This window comes from Streptococcus plurextorum DSM 22810, assembly GCF_000423745.1.
Classification (GTDB): domain Bacteria; phylum Bacillota; class Bacilli; order Lactobacillales; family Streptococcaceae; genus Streptococcus; species Streptococcus plurextorum.
Genome location: NZ_AUIO01000003.1, coordinates 61,635 through 87,309, shown reverse-complemented (window position 1 = coordinate 87,309; position 25,675 = coordinate 61,635). Strand labels below are relative to the sequence as shown.

General features: G+C 42.9%; 25 protein-coding genes, 3 tRNA genes and 1 other RNA gene. 3 read left to right on the top strand and 26 right to left on the bottom strand.

Annotated elements, in window-relative coordinates; translation table 11 throughout:
- Positions 1-35 precede the first annotated feature (35 nt).
- The 7 genes from G575_RS0103490 to G575_RS0103460 form a co-directional block, all read right to left on the bottom strand.
- Positions 36-500: a hypothetical protein gene (locus tag G575_RS0103490; RefSeq protein WP_027971478.1), complete on the bottom strand. Its 465-nt coding sequence runs from the start codon at positions 498-500 to the stop codon at positions 36-38.
- 42 nt (positions 501-542) lie between these two features.
- On the bottom strand, positions 543-1,478 hold the full coding sequence (locus G575_RS0103485) for a manganese-dependent inorganic pyrophosphatase (protein ID WP_027971477.1): 936 nt from the start codon (positions 1,476-1,478) through the stop codon (positions 543-545).
- 285 nt (positions 1,479-1,763) lie between these two features.
- Positions 1,764-2,552: a pyruvate formate-lyase-activating protein gene (gene pflA, locus G575_RS0103480; protein ID WP_027971476.1), complete on the bottom strand. Its 789-nt coding sequence runs from the start codon at positions 2,550-2,552 to the stop codon at positions 1,764-1,766.
- A 155-nt stretch (positions 2,553-2,707) separates the two neighbouring features.
- Positions 2,708-3,091: a rhodanese-like domain-containing protein gene (locus G575_RS0103475; RefSeq protein ID WP_027971475.1), complete on the bottom strand. Its 384-nt coding sequence runs from the start codon at positions 3,089-3,091 to the stop codon at positions 2,708-2,710.
- 9 nt (positions 3,092-3,100) lie between these two features.
- Positions 3,101-4,072 (bottom strand): ROK family glucokinase, encoded by a 972-nt coding sequence (locus G575_RS0103470; RefSeq protein ID WP_027971474.1) that lies wholly within the window; start codon positions 4,070-4,072, stop codon positions 3,101-3,103.
- Complete coding sequence (locus tag G575_RS0103465; RefSeq protein ID WP_027971473.1) at positions 4,047-4,274, bottom strand: YqgQ family protein; 228 nt, start codon at positions 4,272-4,274, stop codon at positions 4,047-4,049. Before G575_RS0103465 ends, G575_RS0103470 begins: the two co-directional genes overlap by 26 nt.
- A gap of 72 nt (positions 4,275-4,346) precedes the next feature.
- Positions 4,347-5,075, bottom strand: coding sequence for a metallophosphoesterase (locus G575_RS0103460; RefSeq protein ID WP_027971472.1), 729 nt, complete (start codon positions 5,073-5,075; stop codon positions 4,347-4,349).
- A gap of 67 nt (positions 5,076-5,142) precedes the next feature.
- On the opposite strand from G575_RS0103460, the gene G575_RS0103455 reads away from it, so the two are divergent.
- Positions 5,143-5,541 carry an A24 family peptidase gene (locus G575_RS0103455; protein WP_027971471.1) on the top strand — a complete coding sequence of 133 codons (399 nt, stop codon included), beginning with the start codon at positions 5,143-5,145 and terminating at the stop codon, positions 5,539-5,541.
- Between the two features lie 53 nt (positions 5,542-5,594).
- Here the strand turns inward: G575_RS0103455 and G575_RS0103450 are convergent, their stop codons facing one another.
- From G575_RS0103450 to G575_RS0103425, 6 genes are read right to left on the bottom strand one after another with little or no spacing between them, the layout of a single operon-like run.
- On the bottom strand, positions 5,595-7,343 hold the full coding sequence (locus G575_RS0103450; protein WP_027971470.1) for an ABC transporter ATP-binding protein: 1,749 nt from the start codon (positions 7,341-7,343) through the stop codon (positions 5,595-5,597).
- Positions 7,343-9,076 (bottom strand): ABC transporter ATP-binding protein, encoded by a 1,734-nt coding sequence (locus tag G575_RS0103445; RefSeq protein ID WP_037622594.1) that lies wholly within the window; start codon positions 9,074-9,076, stop codon positions 7,343-7,345. The genes G575_RS0103450 and G575_RS0103445 overlap by 1 nt, the downstream gene beginning before the upstream one ends.
- A complete protein-coding gene (locus tag G575_RS0103440) occupies positions 9,063-9,581 on the bottom strand; it encodes an AAA family ATPase (RefSeq protein WP_027971468.1) in 519 nt (172 codons plus the stop codon). The genes G575_RS0103445 and G575_RS0103440 overlap by 14 nt, the downstream gene beginning before the upstream one ends.
- A gap of 29 nt (positions 9,582-9,610) precedes the next feature.
- Positions 9,611-10,120, bottom strand: a complete 510-nt coding sequence (locus G575_RS0103435) for a VanZ family protein (protein ID WP_027971467.1) — start codon at positions 10,118-10,120, stop codon at positions 9,611-9,613.
- A gap of 4 nt (positions 10,121-10,124) precedes the next feature.
- A complete protein-coding gene (gene rlmN / locus G575_RS0103430; RefSeq protein ID WP_037622591.1) occupies positions 10,125-11,273 on the bottom strand; it encodes a dual-specificity RNA methyltransferase RlmN in 1,149 nt (382 codons plus the stop codon).
- Positions 11,274-11,276: 3 nt separating this feature from the next.
- Positions 11,277-11,816, bottom strand: a complete 540-nt coding sequence (locus G575_RS0103425; protein WP_027971465.1) for a YutD family protein — start codon at positions 11,814-11,816, stop codon at positions 11,277-11,279.
- Between the two features lie 169 nt (positions 11,817-11,985).
- On the opposite strand from G575_RS0103425, the gene ssrA reads away from it, so the two are divergent.
- Together ssrA and G575_RS0103420 are read left to right on the top strand one after the other, a co-directional pair.
- Positions 11,986-12,332: a transfer-messenger RNA gene (gene ssrA, locus G575_RS11860) on the top strand.
- Between the two features lie 516 nt (positions 12,333-12,848).
- Positions 12,849-13,481 carry a DUF3862 domain-containing protein gene (locus tag G575_RS0103420; RefSeq protein ID WP_027971464.1) on the top strand — a complete coding sequence of 211 codons (633 nt, stop codon included), beginning with the start codon at positions 12,849-12,851 and terminating at the stop codon, positions 13,479-13,481.
- Between the two features lie 400 nt (positions 13,482-13,881).
- Here the strand turns inward: G575_RS0103420 and G575_RS0103415 are convergent.
- The 13 genes from G575_RS0103415 to parE form a co-directional block, all read right to left on the bottom strand.
- Positions 13,882-13,953: transfer RNA gene (locus tag G575_RS0103415), tRNA-Arg, on the bottom strand.
- Between the two features lie 80 nt (positions 13,954-14,033).
- Positions 14,034-15,379 (bottom strand): IS3 family transposase gene (locus tag G575_RS0103410; protein ID WP_169365890.1). Its coding sequence is split into 2 segments (ribosomal slippage): positions 14,034-14,923 and positions 14,923-15,379, totalling 1,347 coding nucleotides; the frame shifts between segments, so codons are not numbered across the junction.
- Positions 15,380-15,453: 74 nt separating this feature from the next.
- On the bottom strand, positions 15,454-16,659 hold the full coding sequence (rpsA, locus tag G575_RS0103400; RefSeq protein ID WP_027971461.1) for a 30S ribosomal protein S1: 1,206 nt from the start codon (positions 16,657-16,659) through the stop codon (positions 15,454-15,456).
- Between the two features lie 88 nt (positions 16,660-16,747).
- A tRNA-Gln gene (locus tag G575_RS0103395) sits at positions 16,748-16,819 on the bottom strand.
- A gap of 139 nt (positions 16,820-16,958) precedes the next feature.
- Positions 16,959-17,039, bottom strand: a tRNA-Tyr gene (locus tag G575_RS0103390).
- A 59-nt stretch (positions 17,040-17,098) separates the two neighbouring features.
- Complete coding sequence (locus G575_RS0103385) at positions 17,099-17,329, bottom strand: DUF2969 domain-containing protein (protein ID WP_027971460.1); 231 nt, start codon at positions 17,327-17,329, stop codon at positions 17,099-17,101.
- Between the two features lie 75 nt (positions 17,330-17,404).
- Complete coding sequence (locus G575_RS0103380) at positions 17,405-18,460, bottom strand: branched-chain amino acid aminotransferase (protein WP_083958836.1); 1,056 nt, start codon at positions 18,458-18,460, stop codon at positions 17,405-17,407.
- A 42-nt stretch (positions 18,461-18,502) separates the two neighbouring features.
- Positions 18,503-18,925 carry a YkvA family protein gene (locus G575_RS0103375; RefSeq protein ID WP_027971458.1) on the bottom strand — a complete coding sequence of 141 codons (423 nt, stop codon included), beginning with the start codon at positions 18,923-18,925 and terminating at the stop codon, positions 18,503-18,505.
- Between the two features lie 113 nt (positions 18,926-19,038).
- Positions 19,039-21,492, bottom strand: a complete 2,454-nt coding sequence (gene parC / locus G575_RS0103370) for a DNA topoisomerase IV subunit A (protein WP_027971457.1) — start codon at positions 21,490-21,492, stop codon at positions 19,039-19,041.
- A gap of 76 nt (positions 21,493-21,568) precedes the next feature.
- Complete coding sequence (locus tag G575_RS0103365; protein WP_027971456.1) at positions 21,569-22,531, bottom strand: hypothetical protein; 963 nt, start codon at positions 22,529-22,531, stop codon at positions 21,569-21,571.
- Between the two features lie 27 nt (positions 22,532-22,558).
- The gene (locus G575_RS11075) at positions 22,559-23,065 is read right to left on the bottom strand and encodes a YkvA family protein (protein ID WP_027971455.1); all 507 of its coding nucleotides are present in this window, start codon (positions 23,063-23,065) and stop codon (positions 22,559-22,561) included.
- 32 nt (positions 23,066-23,097) lie between these two features.
- Positions 23,098-23,700, bottom strand: coding sequence for a protein adenylyltransferase Fic (gene fic / locus G575_RS0103355; RefSeq protein ID WP_027971454.1), 603 nt, complete (start codon positions 23,698-23,700; stop codon positions 23,098-23,100).
- Between the two features lie 23 nt (positions 23,701-23,723).
- Positions 23,724-25,673: a DNA topoisomerase IV subunit B gene (gene parE, locus G575_RS0103350; protein ID WP_027971453.1), complete on the bottom strand. Its 1,950-nt coding sequence runs from the start codon at positions 25,671-25,673 to the stop codon at positions 23,724-23,726.
- Positions 25,674-25,675: the final 2 nt, after the last annotated feature.

Below are 25,675 nucleotides of genomic sequence, written 5' to 3'. Positions count from 1 at the left end.
TATACCAAAAAATCTGGGAAAACCCAGATTATTTCTTACAAATACTCTCCCTTGACCACAAAGAAGGTACCACGGATTTCGCCTGCTAGTTTGGAGCGTTGGCGGGCAAACTTGAATTTGCCTTCAAATTCTTTGGGAATCTCAATGCCGTCTGACAATTTGAATCCGACTGCTCGTTTGCCTCCTTCTTCTAGCGTATAGAGGACATTGACAGCCAGGCCATTGTCATAAAAGACAAATGACCAGAGAATGCCATCTACTTCAAGCTGGGCTACGTTAAGTGGGGTATATGGAAAGTTCATGTCCCGCTCTGTCAAGACCTTCTCGATGAAGGGCAGGATTTCAGGCTTCTCCTCTGGGCTATAGACCACGAACTCCTGCTTATACTTGTTCCAGAAATAGCGGGCTTCGTTGGCACGCAGACCTGCCAAAACAGCTGCGACAGGGCTGGTTTCCAAGCCCGTCGTTTCGACTTCTTTGAAATTAACTGTATAGGACATTGTTTCTCCTTTAGTAAAAAAGCACCCGAAGGTGCTAGGTATTTATGCGTTAAACGCTTCTGTTAATTGTGGTACCACTTGTTTCTTACGGGAAACGGCACCCGCAAGGAAGGCATGGTTGTTTTCCAACTTGAAGTTGAAGGCTGCTTCCACCTTGTCCATGTTGCTTCCAAGGGCAAGGATTTCAGAGTTTGAGTTAACGATGTCCGTAATCATGAGGACAAAGTCAGAGTAGCCATTTGCTGCAGAAGCGGCTGTCATCGCTGCTTCAATCTCTGCTTGGCGTTCCAAGACTTCCGCAATATCAACGGTGTTGACTTGGGCTACACGGACGTCATTGCCATTCAAGCCAAAGGTTTTTGCATCAATGTCAATCAATTCTTCTGCTGACTTGCTGGCAAGGTTAGTACCAGCTTTCAAAAGTGCCAAACCGTATTCTTCTAAGTTAACCCCAGCCAATTCTGCCAACTCTGCGGCTACCTGTGGGTCAGAAGCATGAGTGGTTGGTGATTTGAGCAAGAGGGTATCTGAAATCAAGCCAGACAAGAGTAAACCTGCCACTTCTTTTGGAAGGGTGACACCATTTTCCTTAGCAGCACGGTAAACGATCGAAGAAGCTGAACCAACTGGCTCCAAACGCATATAAAGTGGGTTTGCAGTTTCAAAGTTAGCAACACGGTGGTGGTCGATAACCGCCGCCACTTCCACTTCCTTGATGTCTGCGATCGACTGTTGGAATTCATTGTGGTCAGTCAAGATAACTTGGCTAACACCTTCTGCCTTAGCTGATTCAACCACACGCGGTGCTGTTACACCGAAGTAGTCCAGTGCAAAGGCTGTTTCTTCATTAGGAGTTCCGAGGGCAACTGCTTCCGCATCGCGACCGAAAGCCTCACGCTCCAAGTAGGCCCAACCGTATGAAGATGCGATAGCATCTGTGTCAGGATTTTGGTGACCAAAAACAAAAAATTTAGACATGTCATTTACCTCTTAAAAGATTTTCTTCTATATTCTAGCAAAATTTAAGAAATTAAGCAAAAAAGTGAAAAAGGTCGACCTCTGGTCAACCTTAGACAGTCCACTCATAACACAACTGAGTGTTTAAAAATGAAAAGTAAAAAGCGTACTAAAAAGCCGATACTAAGTGGCAACATAATGGAAAAAGCATAGCCTAAAATCAAGCAGAAGTCGGCCTACCATACTATAAATCTCTTTTTGGAGACCAAGCTCATCAGAAATTTCCTCTTTAAATAGATTTTCTGACTAGTGTTGGACACGTTTCAAATAGTCTGTGTAAGATTCTGTCTCCATCAACTCTTTAGCATTCTGGACACGTTCTCGGGTAGGGGGCTTAACTCCTTCTAGCGGGTAAGGAATCCCTAGCTCACGCCATTTGAATTCTCCCATAGTGTGATAAGGAAGAATTTCAAACTTATCGACATTTTTAAGGGTTTTAACAAACTTTCCAAGTTCTATCAAATCTTCATCGATATCCGTTAGACCAGGCACCAAGACATGTCTAATCCAGACAGGGATATTCTTATCTGACAGGTAATGGGCAAACTTAAGAATATTTGTGTTGGGTTGTCTTGTAACCACTTTGTGCTGTTCAGGATTAATTTCTTTTAAATCTAACAAGACCAAATCTGTCACGGCCAATAGCTTATCTACAATTTCATGATACTCTGGAGTGGGACGATAAGCAAATCCACAGGTATCTAAGGTCGTATGAATGCCTAATTTTTTAGCTTCTGTGAACAAGGCAATCAAAAAGTCAATCTGAAGCATTGCCTCACCACCAGAAACTGTAATGCCTCCATTTTTCCCCCAGAAATTACGGAATTTCAAGGCCTCTTCTAAGACATCTTCTACCGTACGCTCTTTAGCTTTATTGGACTCCATTTCCCAAGTATCGGGATTATGGCAGTATTGGCACCGTAACTTACAACCTTGTAAAAAGATAATGAAACGAATCCCTGGTCCATCAACCGATCCAAAACTCTCTGTTGAATGGACGAGTCCTGTTACCTTTTTGTAATCAATCTCCGTCATGTGATCTCCTTGTAACCGTTTTTCTACTTCCATTATACACCAATCCATCACTAATAACCACAGTAAGAACTTCCAGGTCTGAAAGTCTGTGCTATAATAATGGCAATTTGTGTACTATAAAAATAATCAACAAAAGGCTGGGCAGACCCAGCTTTTTAACGAATAATTTTTCCAGTCCAATGACTAAATCCATTTTTTAGAACATAGACATCTCGGTAACCTGATTTTTTCAGCAAAAGGATGACTCGCGCCAAATCAGAACCTCTAGTCTCATCATAGAGCAAAATCGGTTTATCCTTTCGAAGCGCACCAATAGACTGGCTAAAGGTGGCAGCAGGTAAATTCCTAGCTCTTAGGATATGCCCTTTTTGAAAAGATTCTGGTTTTCGAATATCAACCAGTTGTGCCCCATTTAATTTCGCTTCAAACTCCTCAGCCTTAAGAAAAGTAGCCGCCCTACGGACACGAATATAATTCCAAACTAATAGGAGTGTCCAGACACAAATAATCAACCAAAGAATCATTGAAAATGGTGACATGGCTACTCCTTACTCTCCTGACAAAAGTCGTGCGAGACTAGCAGCACCAATGATACCTGCATCATTACCTAACTCAGCCAGTTTAATCTTGGTGGTTTGACGAACTTGTGGGAAAGTGTATTTTTTGAAATGTTCTTCCACACGGCTACGTAGAAATTCTCCCGCAGCAGAGACCCCTCCTCCGATAACCACAGAATCAGGATTGAGAATGTTCGAAATATTGGCTGTTGCAAGCCCCAAATAAAAGGTAAATCGATCAACAATACGGTTAGCAAAAGCATCACCTGCTTGCGCAGCATCAAAAATAGCTTTAGAACTCACATCGCCGTTATCAACTGCAGCTTTGATTGGAGAGTCGCCTTCGTACTGCTCTGCCATTTGACGCGCCAAACGAACCACTCCTGTAGCCGAAGCAACTGTTTCAAGACAGCCTAGACTACCACAAGTACAATCAAAAGCATCTGAGCCTGTTTCAACAACGATATGACCAATTTCTCCACCAGCTCCAGCTACGCCATGAATGAGATTGCCATCAGCAATAACTCCTCCGCCGACTCCCGTTCCTAGGGTAACAAAAACGACATCTGGATTGTTAGCTCCAGCACCGACCCAGCGCTCACCAAGTGCCGCCACATTGGCATCATTGTCGATAGCAAAAGGAATACCCAGCTCCGCTTCGATAATCGATCCGACTTCCTGTGTCTCTACCCAACCAAGATTGAAAGCACCAGTCACCGTTTTTTTCTCACGGTCCACCGCTCCTGGAGAGCCCATACCGATACCTGCAAAATCCTCCTTGGTCAAACCATACAATGCCAAATGGTGCTTAATGGAAGCGACAATATCAGGCACAATTTTTTGCCCATTGCCAAGGATATTGGTTTCAATAGCCCATTTCTCTTGCACTTGACCATCAAAGGTTAAAATGCCAAATTTTACAGTGGTTCCACCAAGGTCAATCCCTAAAAGTTTTTTTGTCATTTATTTCTTTCTCCATTTCTAAGCGATGTTCACGTCGTAATATCAATTCAGCAACCAGATAGTCTTCTTGGTTAATCAGGCCATTATCATAGAGGCTACGAAGCTCAATTTTCATCAGTTCAATATCATAAAGTCGCTTGCCGAGATAGACAATGATGCCGAAATGCTTTAACAATTGTTGTACATCATAAAGGGTTTTCATATAAAAATAGTAACAAAAAAACCACTTCTTTTCAAGTGATTTTCGCAAACGGTTGCATTATTTTTACGACCTTTAGTTATCAATAAGATAATGGGGATGAAAAATCTGATAATCTGCTTCCAGCCCTTCTTCGCCAATAATAACCCCATGAAGGCTACCGCCATAGACAGCTCCACCGTCGATATTCAGTTTATTCTTCTGATAGAGGACTTGGGTTTGACGTTTATCTTGACGAATATCAATAACTGGCGTATGCCCATGAACAATTAACTTATCAGGCACTACAGAACTCCGATAAAAAGCTTCTCGAATCCACATCGCATCATACCGAGAAGTCTCTCGGTAATTATCTAAGGTCAAATCAAAACCTGCATGGACACAGATAGCATATTGATGTTCAAAATAAGTCGGGAGTTCGGTAATGAAATCCAAAACGTCCGCATACTCTGTCTTAAGAAGCTCTGCAATTTCCAATGGTGTCTTTTCCGCTGTAATACCAGGGTAAAATAAACTATCGAAGGTTTCTTTAGCGCCGTTTCTCAGATACCAGTCCATTTTGTCCTCTGGATTTTTTAGCCAGCGCAACATCATGTCCTCATGATTGCCAACCACGCAGACTGCTTGTTCTCTAGCCACTAAATCCATCACCAGCTCAAAAACCTCTTTGGACTTTGGACCACGATCTGCTAAATCTCCCAAGAAAACCAAATCCTGACTTTCTCTGTCCCAATGCTTGAGCAATTCTTGCAAAAGATCAAACTGACCATGAATATCTCCCACGACAAATAATTTCTTTGCCATCGCATCTCCTCCTCGCCTCTGATGAGTGTATTTTACCATTTTGACTCAGATTATCGAATAACTAAGTATGGAAATCATTTTTTATCTTATAACAGTAACTTTGGGAATCATTCTCTCCTGCTATGATATCAAATCTCAAGAATATCCGCTCATTATCTGGCTAGGCCTAACCTTGTTACTTCTGCTCTTTTATCCTGCCAATCTGACGTTTCTAATCTTTTGCCTCTTAGGATTTGTAACCCTAATTAACAATATTGGTATCGGTGCTGGCGACTTTTTTTACCTTGCCAGTTTGGGGTTAGGCCTAACAGTGGTTCAAATTCTTTGGATTATTCAGATAGCAAGTCTGCTTGGGATTGTCTTCTATATGCTAAAACTCAATAACAGTAAAACCATTGCCTTTTTACCATTTTTACTATTGGGTTACGGGACTGTTCTAGTGGCTTCTTGGATTGGAGTTCTCTAATCTTTGCTAAGAAGCTCTCACAGATAGGCAACACCACTATATTTAGCTACTTTCTAGTTTTTTAAAGAACCCGATTGCAGCTCATACATCTTGTAGTAGGTTCCGCCAAGTGCCAATAGCTCTTCGTGCGTCCCAGATTCAATGATGCGCCCCTTGTCAAGCACGTAGATACAGTTCGCATCTTGAATGGTAGATAAACGGTGAGCAATAGCAATCGTCGTACGCCCTTGTCTCATCTTGGCCAGGGAAGCTTGCACGATACTTTCTGTCTCAGAATCAATATTTGCCGTCGCTTCATCTAAAATGAGAATTTTAGGCTGACTGGCTACTGTTCTTGCAAAGGCCAATAGCTGACGCTGACCTGTCGAGAATGATGCCCCACGCTCTGAAACAGGAGTATCATATGCTTCAGGTAATTTCTGGATAAACTGATCAGCATCAACAAAGGCAGCTGCTGCCTGGATTTCTTCGTCCGTCACCTCTTGATACATGGCGATATTTGACTTAATGGTGCCATGATAGAGAAAAGGGTCTTGCAAGACCAAGCCGATGGACTTACGGAGTTCTGACTGGGGATACTGCCTGATATCAAGACCATCAATCAGGACTTGACCTTGTGAAAATTCATAAAAACGCATAAAGACGTTGATAATAGAGGATTTTCCAGAGCCAGTGTGTCCAACAAAAGCGATTGTTTCCCCTTTTTTCACTTCAAAGGAAATATTGTCTAGAATTTGGCGCTTGCCATCATAAGAAAAGCAAACATTTTTAAAGGCGATGTTTCCTTCCGTCACTTGAGCATTGCTGTGTTCTTCTTGAACAGGTTCATGATTGCTTTCATCAATCAGTTTAAAAACGCGACCAGCAGATACCATCGATGTCTGCAGGGTTGAAAAATTTTGACTGACCTCAATTAGCGGGTCAAAGAGTCGGTTAGCATACTGGATAAAAGCGTAAATTGTCCCTGCTGTCACAGCAAGTTTCATACCAGACAGGCCAAAATAAGCCATGATAGCAGCGTAAACTAATAGCTTTAAAAGGGACATAGCAGGGCGAAGCATCAGGCTATCTAACGCCATAAAACGATTGGAATAAAGGACATGCTCTTCGTTGATGGCATCAAATTCAGCTTTGAGGCGTTCCTCCTGATTAAAGGCCTGAATGATGCGAATCCCCTCAATACTTTCAGCTAGCTTAGCGTTAATATCCGATAAGAGGGAGCGAGTCTTCTCAATCACACTCGTGGATTTTTTACGGTAGAGATTGACCAAGATAAAGATAAAAGGTAGAAAAATCACTACTAGACCCGTTAACTTGATATCTAAGACAAGCATAGTGTAAAGGGTTACCGTAAAGACGAAAATGGCTGAGATAAAACTAGCCAACAGTCCAGAAAACATCTCACTGATAGATTCGGTATCATTTGTCAGACGAGATACGATGGAACCAGCCGGTGTTTTGTCAAAATAAGACATGCCTAAACGCTCCATATTAGCAAAAGCATCTCTACGGATATCCCGGACAATACTGTAAGACACACGAGCAAATAGCAGATTGCCAAGATAAGAAAAGGCAGCACGCAACAGGTAAAGCAGGTAATATCCCACTAAAATCAGCCCCGCTCTCTGGGTGACATTACCCAGATAATCATCGATAAAACGGCTAGCAACAAGCGGAATCACTGTCTGCAAAACCGTCGTTGCCAAAAGAAAGGCAAGAGCCAAAACCGTTAATCCCTTGTAATGGCTCAGATAGGACAGGAGCCGTTTAAAGACTGCCCATTGGTTTGATTTCGTTGACATTAGAGCTCCTCCATTTCTAACTGCTGGGCAGCATAAGTCTCGGCGTACCAGCCATTTTGAGCTAAAAGCTCTTCATGACTTCCTCGCTCAAGGATTTTTCCATCCTGCATGACCAAAATCAAATCGGCATGAACCACCGCAGATAGCCTGTGGGCGGTGATGATGGTTGTCTTGTTCTCACGCGTGTCTTTCAGATTTTCGATAATAGCGTGCTCAGTCTTGGCATCAACAGCCGACAAACTATCGTCCAAAATCAAAATATCGGGATTTAAAATCATGGCACGGCTCATGGCCAAGCGTTGTTTTTGTCCGCCAGACAAAGAGACTCCCTTTTCTCCGATTAGCGTATCAAACCCTTCAGGCATGGCCTTGATGTCTTCATAAACCTGAGCTAACTTGGTCGCTGCTTTAACGTCGTCCAATGGCAGAGCAGGATTTCCAAACCGGACATTCTCTAAGATAGTCGTGGCAAATAAAAACTGATCCTGCGGAACATAGCCCATCAGGCTACGCAAATCAGACAAACGATAATCACGCAAATCATGCCCATTTAATCGGATAGCCCCTTGGGTGACATCATATTCTCGCAGTAACAATTTGATCAAAGTCGTCTTACCCGAACCTGTCTGACCAACAAGCCCCAAGGTTTGTCCTTTTTCTAAGCTAAAGTGAACGCCTTCAAGTGTCGGCTCTCCCTCATAAGCAAAATGCTCAATCGCATAGTCCAAGCGACCATTGCTAATACTAGCAAGAGGCGTCGAGCTGTCTAAAACATCCGATTCTTGGTCCAGTAATTCTGAAATGCGGTCATAAGAAACATTACCACGCTGAGTGATATTAAAGAGAAAACCAACTGCCATCAAAGGCCACACCAGCATGTCTAAGTAGGACACAAAGGTCACCAAATTGCCTACGGTCACCTGACCTGCCTCGACCATGTAAGAACCAACCCAGAGTGTCAGCACATAACTTGCCCCCACAAACAACATCACAAGCGGATCAAACATAGCGTTGTATTTCATAGAGACCATGTTTTTTTCAAAAGCCGCTTGGTTGACCACTTGAAACCCTGCTGCTTCTTGCTTTTGATAGCCAAAAGACTTGGTAACTTTTATGCCTGAAACGGATTCCTGAACCTTATTATTGAGCTCAGAAAAAGCGGCCTGCGACTGATGGAAGCTCTCATGATTTTTACGACCCAGACGGCTAGTAGCCACAGCCATAAATGGCAAAGGCAATACAGCAATGACAGTCATCTGCCAAGAAATGCTAAAAAACATAGTTGCCAAGGTGACCAGAGCTGTGACTGAGGCATCAACCGCAGACATCACTCCTCCTCCAGCTAATCTAGTTAAGGCATTGATATCGTTAGTCGCATGAGCCATCAAATCTCCCGTACGATACTTTTGATAAAAGGCCGGTGACATCTTGGTAAACTGTTCAAAAAGCCTAAAACGCATCAACTGCCCTAAACGATAAGACGTGCCTAAAATATACATGCGCCAAACATAGCGCAACCCATACATACCAAGCGCTGATAATATCAGATAAATGATATGGATTGCCAAGTCATTTGCGGTCAAGTTTTGACTGGCAATTTTATCAACGATAGCGCCCATGACCATCGGTGGCACAAGATTGAGCACTGCCACCAAACTTAAGGCCACAATCCCAATCAGGTAACGGCGCTTTTCCAAGAGAAAAAACCACCAAAGTTTTTTAATAATTTTCATAACATTCCTTTTCAATAGCCTTGAGAAGCTGATCCAGATCAAACCTCCTAGAAAGAATTACTAGCCTAAGACTTGGAAAATCAGCTAGCAGGGCTTCCGTTTGTGACTGGCTTTCTGGAAAATGCCAGACAAATCGGATAAAGTCCCAATCTAAGCGCTTAGGGTTTCCTGCCCCATTTTTGACAAAAAGGCTCTTCACATAACGTTTGACAATACGGTAAAGACAAATGACTCGCGGTACCTGAAGCCAGATAACCATGTCAGCACGCGCCAAGCGTTTTGCCATGGAAGTGCCATAATTGCCATCTATAATCCACGATCGTTTGGCGATTTCAGCTGTTAAATGCTCCAAAAAGACATCCTCTGTCACGGTCTCCTTGTCATTCAGCCAGTTTAATCGGTCTAGATGTACCAAAGGCAAGCCTGTTTTGTCAGCCAAGCGTTTTGCCAGACTTGATTTGCCAGAACCTGGAGACCCTATAATCATGATACGCTCGATAGGCATGCTAAACTCCTTCCACAAATAAAAATCTCTCAATCGAGAGATTTGATACGCTTTGTCAGCAAAATATAAGTCACATAAGCCAAATAACCGCCTAGGGTATTGGTCCATAAATCGTCAATTTCAAAGACGCGGTTGGCATCAATGAGCAAGTCTAACGCTAGCTGTCCAGACTCTATGGTCAAAGAAATCGCAAAGCTGATGAGTAAGACAGTACTGATGTTTCTGATTTTTGGAAAAGAGGACAACAAGCCTAAGACTAAGGGATAAATCAGGAAGATATTAGTCAGATTTTGCCCGACTACCCAAATGATTTCCTTAAAGCTCCCCAATTCCCCAAAAGCTACAAAGGAGTTAAAGGGAACTAAGAGAAAGACCATTTGCCCTACCCGAAAAACATTTGGCGTTTTGACACCATCAATTTGAAAAGGCTGAGGCGTCCAGCAAAGCAGAACCAAAATCAACACATATAGCCCCAGAAAAGCCATACACCATCGTCGCCCTCTGGACGTTAACTCCCCTTGTCTATCAAAAATAGCCATCTGACTAACCCGCTGACTCCACAACTGCTTTACGACGATCTGCTTTCATGGTATTTGAACGTAATTGCCCACAAGCTGCATCAATGTCCGTTCCATGTTCTTGACGAACGACACAGTTAACGCCATTTTTCTTCAGCACATCGTAAAAAGCAGCGGTACGTTCTTTGGTGGAGCGACTGTACTGATCGTGCTCAGACACTGGGTTATAGGGAATCAAATTGATATAGGAGAGTTTGCGAATTTTTTTAGTCAAATCAGCCAACTCTTGCGCATTTTCCACATGATCATTGACTTCATTAAGCATGATGTACTCAAAAGTCACCCGACGACTGGTCGTTTGGATGTAATACTCAATCGCCTCAAAAAGCTTCTCAAGCGGGAAAGAGCGATTGATCCTCATAATACTAGAACGTAAGTCATTGTTTGGCGCATGAAGAGAAACCGCAAGATTAACTTGAACCCCTTCATTAGCAAAGTCTTTAATCTTGTGAGCCAAACCAGAAGTTGATACAGTGATGTGACGAGCTCCAATAGCTAGACCATGATCGTTATTGACGATACGCAAGAAGGTCATGACATTTTTATAGTTATCAAGTGGCTCACCAATTCCCATTACCACGATATGGCTAACGCGGTCTCCCTCACCGCGATCATCAAAGTACTTTTGAACCAGCATAATCTGCGCCACAATCTCACCCGCAGTCAAATCCCGCTGCTTTGGAATCAAGCCAGAAGCGCAGAAGGTACAGCCGATATTACACCCGACCTGAGTAGTCACACAGACTGACATACCGTAGTGCTGACGCATGAGTACCGTTTCAATCAACATCTTATCTGGCAATTCAAAAAGGTACTTAACGGTCCCATCTTTTGATTCCTGAACAATCCGTTGCTTCAGCGGATTAATACAGAAATGCTCATTGAGCTTAGCGATAAACTCTTTTGAGATATTTGTCATTTCTTCAAAAGTTTGGACCCGCTTACGATACAACCAATCCCAAATCTGTGTCGCACGGAACTTCTTCTCGCCCCGCTCCATAGCCCAGTCAATCAACTCATCACGAGTCAAACCATAGATGGATGGCTTATAGCCTGGCATATCCTCTAACTTCGGACGACGCTTCGGTCGATCTACTTTTACATTTTCTGTCATTGATTAATTCTCTTTCTTTCGGATGGTAAAGTGTTGCTTGTTCTCACGATTTCTTGGAACACTGTCATCTGAGTGCCTATTTTCTCGTTTTCCTCGCTCAATTTTGGTCATTTCAAACGCTTGCTTCACTCCACTAGATGATCTACGACGTTTTCTACGACGGCGTTTGGTCGCCTCGTCGTCGGAAACAAGCTCTTTTGGTTCCACATTTTCAAGGACAAAATAGGCGCACCCGTAGGCACAATACTCTTTCAAATAATCTTCCAGGCGAGCAATTTTCAAATGTCCCGCAACAGACCGATCATTCTTATAAAAACCTTTCAAGCGCAGCTGTTCATTGCCCCAATCACCAACAATATAGTCATATTTTAACAACCACTCAACAAACCTTTGACCAAAAATATCCGCATCAAAGGCATCTTTATGATTTGCTAAAACCTTAAACTGAATATCATCCGATTTTACAATATCATCAAAATGAATAAAAACAGGTCCTGGAAATTTATTGTAGTTGAACATATCTGGGGAAATTTCTTTTTTCATGATTACCCTTTCCCAATTTATAACTATCGTAACCTTATCATTATACCGTATTTTTCTAAAAAATGTTACTAAAAAGGCAACTATCTCCTGATAACCCCTGATTTTATAAGGCTGATATTTGCCAGCTTACTTAATTTTTGATATACTTACTAAGAATTATTACTCATAAGGGGTCGTTACGGATTCGACAGGCATTATGAGGCACATTTTGCGACTCGCGTGACGGCGTAAACGTTCAGTTAAATATAACTGCAAAAAATACAAACACTTACGCTCTAGCTGCCTAAACACCAGCAGACGTGACTTTACCAAGGTTGCTTGTGCTTTGCGTAAGGTCTTAAAACAGCAAGCTACGTTTAACTATTGTCTAGCTAGTTAAAAAGAGAACGATAGGCTCGCTAGTCTGAGGTTTGAGTTATGTACCGCAGATTAGTTAAATCAAGACATAACCTATGGTTGTAGACGAATGTGTTAGCAGATGTTTGGACGTGGGTTCGACTCCCACCGGCTCCATAAAACAGGATTCAACTTTTACAACTGTTGCCAAAAATTGCCAACAAACCGCATAAAAACGCCATTTTTAAGGTGTTTTTATTTTTGGCGTTTCAGCTGTTGTAGTTAACGTTACACATCATTAATAACCAAAGAAATATTTTTAAACAAAAATCTCTCAACACATCGTCTGTCCTTACAATGGTAAAACTACAGCCTACACACCTCTCTTGCAAGCGGGTGTACAACATAAATCTCTTATCAGGGGGAAGCTTGTTTGAGAGGTAAAAAAATGGTATAATGTCTCCGAGTATCACAGATTATCACACGATCAACGACAACAGGCTAAACCCTATTAGAACACCTGTCTTTAGTACTCATTTTGTTCCTGATACCCCTACACCAGAGCAAATCTACTGGAAGCTCTTGAGTTAAAATCTGTTTTCGCTTATTTATATCAAAAGCGACAGATATCTTCCATGTTTTCTATCAAACCATGAAGAATTCCCCCAAACTATTTATCACAAAACGAGGTTAATGATGAAAAAACTATTACAATCACTGGCTCTTTTGACAGCCTTAGCCGGTCTGACAGCATGTAAACCGACAGAGAAAAAAGAAGCTACTAAGACACAATTAGACACTAGCATCATTAAGCAAGATACTACTCCTGCCCATCAAGATATCCGTTTAAAGTTTAATGATATCAAAGTCGCTAATGCTGCTGAAAACTTTGTAGGGGGGACCAATTTAGCAACTTTAAAAGAAATGTTTGGCGAACCTGCTGAACACCAATCTGTCCCCGCTGGTGAGGTCACTCTTGAACAATACATTTGGAAGTTTGATCAAGTCTCTGTTAGCATCCACCTTTTCCAAGATAGCACCATCGTCCGTAGCATTTCCAATTTCCGTTTTAATCGTGAAGAAATCGTGAGCAAATCTGATGTTGATGCACTGAAAATTACCAATGGTGAGCAAACCGGTGATACTTTCAAAGCCATTTCTGATAAATTTGGACAACCAGATGTCATGTCCCAAGCAAATTCTTCTGACATTGAAGAGATTAGAGCTATTTGGTCTAGTGGCCTAAAAACGGAAAAAGGAGCGACTCTGATTCTTACTTTTAAAAACAATCACCTGACAAACGTTGAGCAAACAGGAATCAGTGACTAAAAATAACATCTCAAAGAAGACGACTTTGAAAAAATCAGACATCTATTCTAAAACTTTTTGGACAAGATACAAAAAAGCCTGTTAAATCAGGCTTTTTCAGATTGAAGACAAAGTTCTTTTGATACTTTTCTTAAGTGGTGCGGACGGTAGCGACTTCCTTCGGAATTCCATACCTAATTTTTGAGCCTAAGGTCTCAAAAATTCCTGGTGGCGTATGATACTAATGTTTTCGCCACTTTTACCACGGCGAAAAGTATCTGATGAGGCTCGCTTTCGCTCGCAAAATCGGTAACCCTATCTCAAACTAGCAGAGCTTTTCAGTTTGTTTAAACAGAAAATAAAGTTGGCCTACGTTCTAAAAAAGCCTGATTTAACAGGCTTTTTTTTTACATGGTGTTCATCCACCCTGAGGGAATCGAACCCCCATCTCAAGAACCGGAATCTTACGTGATATCCATTACACTAAGGGTGGCGACTCTAATAGTATACCACGAAAAGAAGAAAAATAAAAGACCTGCATTGTGTACTGACCCCAAAAAGTTGGACAAATAATTATTGAAAGGATTTAGTTCTGTACTGTACAGGGCTAAGTCCTTTTAGTTTTATCTTAATGCGTTTGTTGTTGTAGTAATAAATATAATCTGTAATAGCTTGTTCTAGCTCATCAAGAGACTGATAAGATGTCTCAAGACCGTAAAACATCTCAGATTTGAGAATGCCAAAGAAGGACTCCATCATCCCATTATCAGGACTGTTCCCCTTGCGTGACATGGAGGGACGAATGCCCTTGGTCTTCAAAAAGTGATGATAAGATTGGTGCTGATATTGCCAACCTTGGTCACTATGGAGAATGGTATCTTTGTAGGATTCAGCTGGAAAGGCCTTATCAAGCATGGTCTGAACCTGTTTCAAATCTGGTGACCGTGACAAGGTGAAATCAATAATCTCACTGTTGTAACCATCCAACACAGGGGACAAGTACAGTCTCCCCTCTGGTAAAGCAAACTCGGTCACATCAGTATAACACTTCTCATAAGGTTTGGAAGCCTGAAACTGGCGGTTGATAAGGTTATCAGCTTTCTTCCCAATTTCTCCTTTGTATGATGAATACTTGCGATTCCGTCGGATACGAGCTTTTAAGCCCATCGCTGTCATTAAACGTTGAATCTTCTTGTGGTTGACCAGGTAGCAACGATTGCGTAATTCTAGATAGATCCTGCGATATCCATAATTGCCCTTGTGTTCATCATAAATGGCTTGGATTTCAGCCTTCAGAGCCTTATCCCTGTCCTCTTTGGCCAGTTGTTTGAGCTGATAATAATAGGTCGAGCGAGCCATCTTAGCAGTCTCCAAAAGAAGGTCTAATCGGAATCCTCCTGCGACCATTTCGCTAACTGTCTTTGCCTTTCTTGCGCTAGGGCTTCGTCCCTTTCCTCTAGCTCCTTTAACTTTTTTAGAAAGGCGACCTCCGTTCTAAGGCGTTCATTTTCCTCCTGAAGTCGCTCCAACTCTGTCATTTCTTCCCAGGTTTTCTTGCGCTTACGTCCCATCTTTGGCGGTCTCCCTCTTGGTTTTTCAAGAATAGTATACCCGTTTTTCTTGTATTGTGCTATCCAATTGGGAAGTGTGCCTCTATTTGGCAGCACATACTCCAGTGAAACTTCTAGTTGAGAACGGCCTCTTAGGAGGACTTCATTTATGATTTCCTCTTTCAATTCTAATGAATAGTCGTTGTTTTTCCCTTTTTGAGCACAGTCTAATCCATGTTTGTCAATCAGTCGAACCAAGTATTTTAGATGAGCCTTATTCACATCAAATCGTTGGCTGAGTTGTGACCAAGTCCAACCGAATTGTCTTAACTGATAGATTTCGATTTTATCGTTAGTGTTTAATTTCATAAGAAAAGCACCCCAATCGTTAGATTTTCTGTCTAACTTTTGGGGTGCAGTTCATTGCAAGTCTTTTATCTTAATTACAATTCGATATCTCCGAAAAGATCCGCCATTGAGAATCCAGTTTGTGTTTCTGGTAATTCATAGTCACGTTTTACTTCGCGTTTTGGTGAACGACGACGTGTTTGACGTTTCTCTTCATTGTTTTCACCTTCAGCTTGTGCTGGACGCTCTTCAAGCGCTTTGATTGAAAGTGATACACGCTCAGCATCAGCGTTAACTTCAAGAACCTTAACAGTTACATCTTGACCAACTGACAAGGCATCTTTTGGATTTTCAACACGTTTGTGTGAAATTTGTGAGATGTGAACAAGTCCATCGATACCTGGCAATACTTCAACAAAAGCACCGAAATCTGTCAAGCGTTTCACTTTACCTTCGATAACATCGCCAGCTGCCAATTTTTGCTCAACGCCATCCCATGGTCCAGGTGTTGTCGCTTTAAGAGAAAGTGACACACGACCTTCTTCTTCGTCAATCGCAAGAACTTTAACTTCTACTTCATCACCTACAGATACCACTGATTTTGGTGAAGCGTTACGCTCATGTGACAACTCAGTCACGTGAACAAGCCCATCAACACCACCAAGATCAATGAAGGCACCAAAGCTTGTCAAACGAGCTACTTTACCAGTAACCACTGAACCTACAGCAATTGTTGAGAATACTGCTTCACGTGCTTCTTTAGCTGTTGCTTCAACAACATCACGACGTGACAAGATAAAACGGTTTTCTGCTGCGTTAACTTCTTTGATTTTAGCTTCGAATTCTTGACCAACGAACTGCTCTGTGTTACGTACAAAACGCGTGTCAATCATTGAAGCAGGAATGAAACCACGAAGTCCTTCAAACTCAACTGAAAGACCACCTTTAACCGCACGTGTTCCTTTTACAGTAACAACTTCGTCTTCACGGCCAATCAATTTATCCCAAGCTTTGCGAGCTTCCAAACGTTTTTTAGAGACGAGGTAAGTTACTGTATCTGTATCTTTACCTACAACTTGACGAAGAACAAGCACTTCAAGTGTTTCGCCAGCTTTTACAAGGTCGTTGATGTCTGCATCACGGTCGTTTGTCAATTCACGAAGAGTCAATACACCCTCAACACCAGTACCACTGATGATAAGGTTAGCTTGACCTGCGTCTACTGTCAAAACTTCAGCAGTGACAACATCACCTGGGTTCACTTCGCTAACACTGTTTAGCAAATCTTCAAATTCATTCATTCTAAAAAATCCTCCAACAAAACCCAGCCAATTCTGGGTTTTGGTATATATTTAATGTTTCAAGGTTACTCGCAAGAGCCTACCAAGACTGGGGTAGCTGGATTCGAACCAACGCATGAGGGAGTCAAAGTCCCTTGCCTTACCGCTTGGCTATACCCCAAAATATTTTTCTAAGATAGTATTCTGAAATGAACTCGGGCTAAACGCTGTGTAAATAAAGATAAGTCGCCTAGCAAATCAGGATTTGCTGTCAACTTCCTATTTTTACTGTGCGTTTGACGCCCTTAGTATCTTAGATATGGAAAGAGAGGGATTCGAACCCCCGAACCCGAAGGAGCGGATTTACAGTCCGCCGCGTTTAGCCTCTTCGCTATCTTTCCGCAAGACAAGGAATAGTGTAACACAATTCCTTTACAAAATCAAGCCTTTTATTGTATTTTTAGTGGTTTAGGTTATAATTTTCAATAATTTTTTCAATTGCCTGTTCCAAAGTCTTATAGAAACTATCGACTTTCCCATCCTTGAGAAGTCCAAAACGATCATCAAGCTCTGCGATCTGACCAATTACTTTTTTGGCTACAAGAAGTTCATAACCATCAACTTTTGTGTGATTAAGCTCCACCTTAGCATCTACAATCTGAATTTCTATTCTTTTGTCTTTTTTACTCATCTTATTATCCTTTTTATATCGCTTTTCTTATTTTATCGAAAAGCTAAAAAGCTTGCAAGTGCAAGCTTTATTTTTTTACAATTCTACGGGAATTATCCAGCCTTCTGGTGCTTCGATGTCACCGAACTGGATACCTGTTAATTCTTCGTAGAGTCTGCGGGTCACTGGTCCTACCTCTGTTTCACTGTGGAAAACGTGGAGTTTGTCTGCGATTTGAACGCCTCCGATTGGTGAAATTACAGCTGCTGTTCCGCAGGCTCCTGCTTCGACAAACTGGTCTAATTCTTCGACAAGGACTTCACGCTCCACTGCCTTCATCCCTAGACGATGCTCTGCTAGATACAAGAGAGAATACTTGGTAATAGAGGGCAAGATTGACGGTGAAATTGGTGTAACAAACTCATTATCGGCTGTAATCCCAAAGAAGTTAGCAGACCCGACTTCTTCAATCTTGGTGTGGGTAGCTGGGTCCAGGTAAATCACATCTGAGAAGCCCTGCTTTTTGGCATACTGGCCCGGTAAGAGCGATGCCGCGTAGTTACCACCAACCTTGGCTGCCCCTGTTCCATTTGGTGCCGCACGGTCGTACTTGTCTTGGATGAGGAAGTTGGTCGGAGCCAGGCCGCCCTTGAAATAGTTGCCAACTGGCATGGCAAAAACGGTGAAAATATATTCCTCAGCAGGTTTTACGCCGATGATGTCGCCGACACCGATGAGGAGCGGGCGGAGATAGAGGGTGCCACCGGTTCCATAGGGAGGAACATAGTCTGCGTTGGCTTTGACCACTTCTTTGCAGGCCTTGATGAAGAGCTCCGTCGGAACAGGCTCCATGAGTAAGCGGTCAGCTGTTCGCTGCAGACGCTCAGCGTTCTGGTCAGGACGAAAGAGCTGGAGTTTTCCCTCCTTGGTGCGATAGGCCTTGAGGCCTTCAAAAGCCTGCTGGCCGTAGTGGAGGGCTGGTGAGCTTTCTGAAATGTGAAGTTCCGCATCTTCAGTCAGCTGCCCCTCAGACCACTGGCCGTTTTTGAAATGAGCGATGAAGCGGTAAGGTAGTTTCATGTAGGAAAAACCAAGGTTTTCCCAGTCGATTGTTACTGTCATAGTGTCATCCTTCTTTACTTTTTCAAACATTGTACTGTTTTTTATGTAAAAGTTCAAGGAATATTCTGACAATTACTTGCTTTTCTCCTCTAGCAACCCATTTCTTATCCGCCACTCATCATAGGTTTCCAAGTCAGATTTAACCATTTCTAGACAGACCTTAATAACTAAAGCATCATCAACAAGTCCCACCACAGGAAGCAGATCTGGAATAACATCTACTGGTGAGACAAAGTAGATAAGGCTACTTATAATTGCCAAAATCGTTCCAAACGGCACATGGCGATACCGTCCCTCTGCAAAATGTCGAACCAAGGAAATCATAGCTGGTACAACTGCCAGGTCACTACCAACAACAGGCACATGGTGTAATTTTTTCTCGACACTTTGTAAGAAACGCTCGAAATCATCCTTATTTTGTAGAATTTTCTCAGCTTTCCTATAATTCTTTTTTATCGCCTCGTTGGCTTCTGCTTTTGAAAACTGCTGTGTCATCTTGAACCCCTTTTACTAATGGATTAAAGTATTGACTGGTAAGTCAATACTTGGTATACGTAGTATATCAAGACTTTTTGCCACGAAAAAGCCCCTTGTAGGGGGCTTGCTTGCTATAAAATGAATGCCGCCAACACTTCCTCATCAGAAATGGTTTCTGAGATAAAGCTGCCGTTGCTGGTACGTTCAGACAGGCTGAGCTGGGTCACATCGACCTCATAGAGTTTGCCTGTTTTTGACTGCACATGAAGAACTTGACTAGTCGTTTCATCTTCAGTTGCCGTGCTAAAGAGGTCAAAATCACCCTGATCCGTCAAGACTGGACCTGCCGCAAAGACACGGTGAGGCTTAGACTTGAGTTCACGAAGCACCTGCAAGCCACGCTTGGCACGGCTGGTCACAGGGATTTCCTCCGCCGCCATCCGCTTCAAACTACCTCGCTGGGTCAGGAGATAGACAGAGCTGGTATTGCTGATAAAGGCCGCAGCCACCACATCCTCATCCTTGAGGTTAACCGCCTTGACACCGGCCGCCTTGGCACCGATGATTGGCACTTCTTCGATGTTAAATCGCAGAGCGTAGCCCTTTTCTGTCATGAGCATGATGTCATCCAAGACCACAGGCGATACGGTGATGACCACATCATCCGCATCTTTGAGTTTGGCATACTTGGTTGACTTAGACTTGTAAGTCCGCCAAGGAGCAAATTCCTTCCGCTCCACACGCTTGATTTGTCCAAACTTGGTCACCGCGAAATAAGTCCCCTCGTCAAAATTCTCTACCAATTCAGCAAAGATAATCTCTTCATTGGTATCAAAATTCATCAGGGTCTGGCTCAGGTGTTCACCAATATCCTTCCAACGAATATCTGTCAGTTCATGGACAGGTCGGTAGATGACATTTCCAAGATTGGTAAAGAGCAAGAGGTGCTGGGTTGTCTTGGCATTCTGCAAGAAAATCAGCTGGTCATCGTCCCGCTTGCCGACTTCTTCCACCGTTGAAGCACCGAAGGAACGCGGACTAGTCCGTTTGATATAGCCTGCCTTGGTCACGCTGACAAAGGTTTCTTCCTCGACAATCAAGCTGGCAGTGTCAATTTCAATCGCTTCTGCCTGATCTTGTAACTCACTCAAACGAGGATTGCCGAACTGCTTTTTGACCTCACGCAGTTCTTTCTTCATAAGATTGAACATGGTCCGCTCATCGCCGATAATAGCTGCCAAGGTCTGAATCTGCTCGCGTAGGGCTGCTTCTTCATTTTCCAAGGTCACAATGTCGGTATTGGTCAAGCGGTAGAGTTGCAAGGTCACGATAGCTTCTGCCTGCTCCTCGCTGAAACCGTAGCTAACTTTCAAGTTTTCCTTGGCGTCAGCCTTGTTTTCAGAGGCACGAATCAGGGCAATAACCTCGTCCAAAATGGAAATAACACGGATCAAGCCTTCTACGATATGGAGGCGTTTCTCTGCTTTTTCCTTGTCAAACTTAGACCGGGCAATGATAATCTCACGGCGGTGGGCGATATAGCTGGACAGAATCTTCTGCAAGCCGACCTGACGCGGTGTGAAGTTATCAATGGCCACCATGTTGAAGTTGTAATTGATTTGTAAGTCAGTGTATTTGTAGAGGTAGTTGAGAATGGTTTGCTCATCGCTGTCTTTTTTCAACTCAATAGCAATCCGCAGACCTGTACGGTCTGACTCATCACGCACCTCAGCAATGCCAGGCACCTTGTTGTTGACACGGACATCATCAATCTTCTTAACCAGAACAGCCTTGTTGACTTCATAGGGAATTTCAGTAATGACAATCTGTTTCTTCCCAGCCTTGAGTTGCTCGATTTCACAACGGCTACGGACAACAACACGGCCCTTACCAGTTTCATAGGCTTTCTTGATTTCGTCAGCCCCTTGGATAATGGCACCTGTTGGGAAGTCTGGTCCAGGCAAGAACTCCATCAACTTTTCTAACTTAGCAGTCGGGTGATCAATCATGTAAACAACGGCATCGATGATCTCCGCCAGATTATGTGGCGGGATGTCAGTCGCGTACCCAGCTGAAATTCCTGTCGCTCCATTGACCAAGAGATTAGGGAAAGCAGCTGGTAGCACAGTGGGTTCTTTTTCCGTATCGTCAAAGTTCCAGGCAAACGGCACTGTCTTTTTCTCGATGTCAGCCAAAAGATAGCCAGCCATTTCCGACAGACGAGCCTCGGTGTAACGCATCGCCGCTGGCGGATCGCCGTCCATGGAACCGTTGTTTCCGTGCATCTCCACCAAAATCTCGCGGTTTTTCCAGTCCTGACTCATGCGGACCATGGCATCATAAATAGAGGAATCACCGTGCGGGTGGAAATTCCCCATGATATTCCCGACTGACTTGGCGGACTTACGGTAGCCCTTGTCAAAGGTGTTGCCGTCCTTATTCATGGAATAAAGAATCCGACGTTGCACGGGCTTTAGACCGTCACGAATGTCCGGCAGAGCCCGCTCCTGAATAATATATTTGGAGTAGCGACCAAAACGCTCTCCCATGATGTCCTCAAGGGACATGTTTTGAATTTGAGACATTTGTTCAATATCTTTCTATAATTATTTTAAAAATTATTCCCATTCTTTTTTGGTATAGTTTTTAACATTGATGATTTTATAGCGAGTCGTTATATTTAGAAGTATTTCCTATTTTTTCTTCCAAATAAATCTGTAGGTTTTGAATTTTTTGTAAATTATTGGTCATTATGACAAATCTTTCTCTATCTTCTTGTATTGCCTTTGCTTCAACAATTGATGATAAAATTTGTTCAAAATTATCAATTTCATCATCAGAAAAATAGTCATCATCCATAGGCCATTCATTAAATAATAAATAGCTAGTGCCATTATCCAATACATTAATAATGGGTGTATTATCTTCAGGAGAATTTTTTATTACAATTTCTTTTATACAGTCCATATTATTTACAATTTGCTCCCAATTACCTGTCACGATATCATCTAATTCCTTATAGTATTTTTGTTTGATATGTACATCTACGTTAGCTAATTTGGCTTTAAAATCTGCTAATTTAGTTTGAATTTCTTCCATAGGATAATTTAAAAGTTTCATTAAAATTAAAGCTCTGGCAAAATTATCCTGACGAATAGCATATCGTTTCCCTGTTTCAATTTCTGCTAATAAGAAATTGAGCATATTTTTTGGTTGTGTGATGAAAGGTATAAAATCTTTCACATATTTTGTATAGTTATCCATCAGTGCTTGTGAAAACGGAGCAATATCTTCTTGATGTTTTATAGTCCATTCGGGATTATTGTTATTAATATAGTTATTTTTATCTAAAAAGTAAGATAATTTGAAAACATAGGTTGGTCCTAAAATATTACTACCGTCTATTTTATTATATATTTTTTCTACATCTGTAAGTTGTATAAAAAGAGTAATAGCATAGCTATATTCAGGATGGTATTCGTAATATACAAATCCGTATTCTGCTCTGTATTTATCAGTTTTTTGGACATATCCCATATCTTTTTTGACATATTTCAAGCCTTCTTGTTTAAAAAAATCTTCCGTTTGTGCTTGAATGATAGCGTTAATTTCTTTTGGTCTCATTATCTGCTCCTTTTGAAAATAGCAGAGCTACTCCTCTAGCTTAGTCTGGCTTGCTTGCCAGTCACGGAAGTCGCTTAAGTCTGACTTGATGAGTTTTAAGCAGGCACCAAGCACAAAAGCATCGTCCAGCAAACCAGGTCCCAGAAGGAAGTCAGGCAAGGCATCAACAGGGCTAAAGAAATAAATCAATGCACCAACTGTTGCCAAGAGGACACCCTTGGGAACTTCCTGATAATCACGTTTGATATAGCTACGGATAAGGGAAATCATCCCTGGCACCACAGCCAAATTCTCACCAGCAAAAGGCACCTTTTTCAGTTTAAGTTCAACCCCTTGGAGAAATTCCTCCATTTTATCCGAATCAGCTAGAAGCTGAGCCGCCTCTGCTTCTGTCTTTTTAGACTTCCAAGACTGGAGCGCCAGGTCAAATTTCTCTTTCAAGTCCACCTGAGCCAGCTCCTCCTTCTGCTTATCTGCCCAGTTCTTCGCAGTCTGGGTCAAACGATTAGGAAGTTTAGGAATAGGTATTGGCATAAAACACCTCACATAGTCTGTCTGTGCTAGAGTTACAAATCCTCTGTCCGATAGAGGTTGTATCCTTCGTAATAATAGGAATGGTCGATGCCTTTGAAATAAGTAGCCTGACCAAGATCATCAGTCAAAGAATGTAGCAATAAGTACTTGAGTTCACCTGTTGATACATGGCTTCTAACCATGGCATTGAAATACTCATCTTTATCAATGCTATTCCAATCAAGGACCTTGCCCAAACTAGCTCGCAGCATACAATCCAACCAGATACGCATACTACGACCATTTCCCTCACGGAAAGGGTGAGCAATGTTCATATCCGCATATTTTTCAACGATTTCATCAAAAGTTTCGTGAGGTAGCTTGTCGATATAGGCTAAAGACTGCTCCAGAAAGATTCGAGGAGCAAATTGAAAATTCCCCTTGGCAATGTTGACGTCACGAATTTTGCCTGCAAGGTCGTAAATATCCTCAAATAGAGCCTGATGAATGTGTGCCAAACCTGTAAAAGTCCCAACTTCTATCTGGAACAGTTGACCAGTTTCAAACAGTTGAGCTGCTTTTCTCTTGCTGATTTGTTCCTCAAGTCGAGCTAATTCAGCCGAATTTTCAATCCCCAATTTATTTTCTAAAACCATACTGCACCTCAATTTCCCTGAGATTATTTAGTAAAAGCTGTCGCTTCCTCCAATGTAAACTTGACATTGTCCTCAATCCACTTGCGGCGTGGCTCGACCTTATCCCCCATGAGGACGGATACACGGCGTTCAGCACGGGCTAGGTCTTCAATGGTGACACGGATAAGGGTACGGGTTTCAGGGTTCATGGTTGTTTCCCAGAGCTGATCGGCATTCATCTCACCAAGTCCCTTGTAGCGTTGGAGGATAAAGCCCTTGCCAAAATCCTTGCGGAGATCTTCTAATTCCCCGTCAGACCAAGCGTAAGCAATCTTTTCTGTCTTGCCCTTGCCTTTTGACATCTTATAAAGTGGCGGCAGGGCAATGTAAACCCGACCAGCTTCTACCAAAGGTCGCATATAGCGATAGAAGAAAGTCAGCAAGAGAGTCTGAATGTGGGCACCGTCCGTATCCGCATCGGTCATGATAATAATCTTGTCATAGTTGACATCTTCGATAGTGAAATCCGACCCAACACCTGCACCAATGGTGTAAATCATGGTGTTGATTTCTTCATTTTTAAGAATGTCCGCCATTTTTGCCTTGGCGGTGTTGATAACCTTACCACGCAAGGGTAGAATAGCTTGGAATTTGCGGTCACGGCCCTGTTTGGCAGAGCCTCCGGCTGAATCCCCCTCGACCAGATAGAGTTCGTTTTTGGCTGGATTTTTGGACTGGGCTGGAGTTAATTTTCCTGATAGGAGGCCCTTGTCCTTCTTGTTTTTCTTACCATTTCGGGATTCGTCACGGGCCTTACGAGCGGCCTCGCGGGCGTCACGGGCCTTAATGGCCTTGCGGACTAGATTAGATGCTAGCTCGCCATTTTCCAAAAGGAAGAAGGTCAGCTTGTCCGATACAATGCCGTCCACCACAGGTCGTGCCAAGGGGCTTCCTAGCTTGTCCTTGGTCTGCCCTTCAAACTGCAAATGCTCTTCTGGGACAAGGATAGAAAGGACCGCAGACAGACCTTCACGGTAGTCAGAGCCTTCCAAATTCTTGTCCTTTTCCTTGAGCAAGTTGGTCTTGCGGGCGTAGTCGTTCATAGCCTTGGTAATGGCTAGCTTGAGCCCTGTTTCATGGGTACCGCCGTCCTTGGTCCGAACGTTGTTGACGAAGGACAGGATGTTGTCTGAATAACCGTCGTTGTACTGCATGGCCACTTGGACCTGGAAACCTGCATCTTCTCCTTCAAAATAGAGGACAGGTGTCAAAGTTTCCTTATCTTCGTTGAGGTAGGACACAAAGTCCTGCACGCCATTTTCATAGTGGTACTCCTCCTGCTCACCTGTCCGCTCGTCTGTCAAGGTCATGGTGACCTGTTTGAGCAAGAAGGCTGATTCTTTCAGGCGTTCGGCAATGGTGTTGAACTTGAAATCAGTCGTTGAGAAAATGGTGTCGTCAGGCATAAAGGTTACTTTTGTGCCTGTTTTTGATTTTGGTGCGGTACCAATCTTCTCCAAGGTCGTGACTGGTTTTCCGCCCTGCTCAAACCGTTGCTTGTAAACCGCTCCGTCACGGGTAATCTCCACTTCCAACCAGCTGGACAGGGCATTGACCACCGAAGAACCAACCCCGTGCAGACCACCTGATGTCTTGTAGCCACCTTGACCGAACTTCCCACCTGCGTGGAGAACGGTGAAGATGACTTCTACGGTTGGCTTGCCGGTAGCGTGCATACCAACGGGCATACCACGTCCACGGTCGGAAACGGACAGACTGCCGTCCTTGTTAATGGTCACATCAATTCGGTCACCGAAACCGGAGAGGGCCTCATCAACAGCGTTATCGACAATCTCCCAGACCATGTGGTGAAGCCCATTCCCGTCTGTTGAGCCGATGTACATTCCGGGGCGTTTGCGGACGGCGTCCAACCCTTCCAGTACCTGAATGGCATCGTCATTATAGTTATTTATGTTAATCTCTTTCTTAGCCAAAA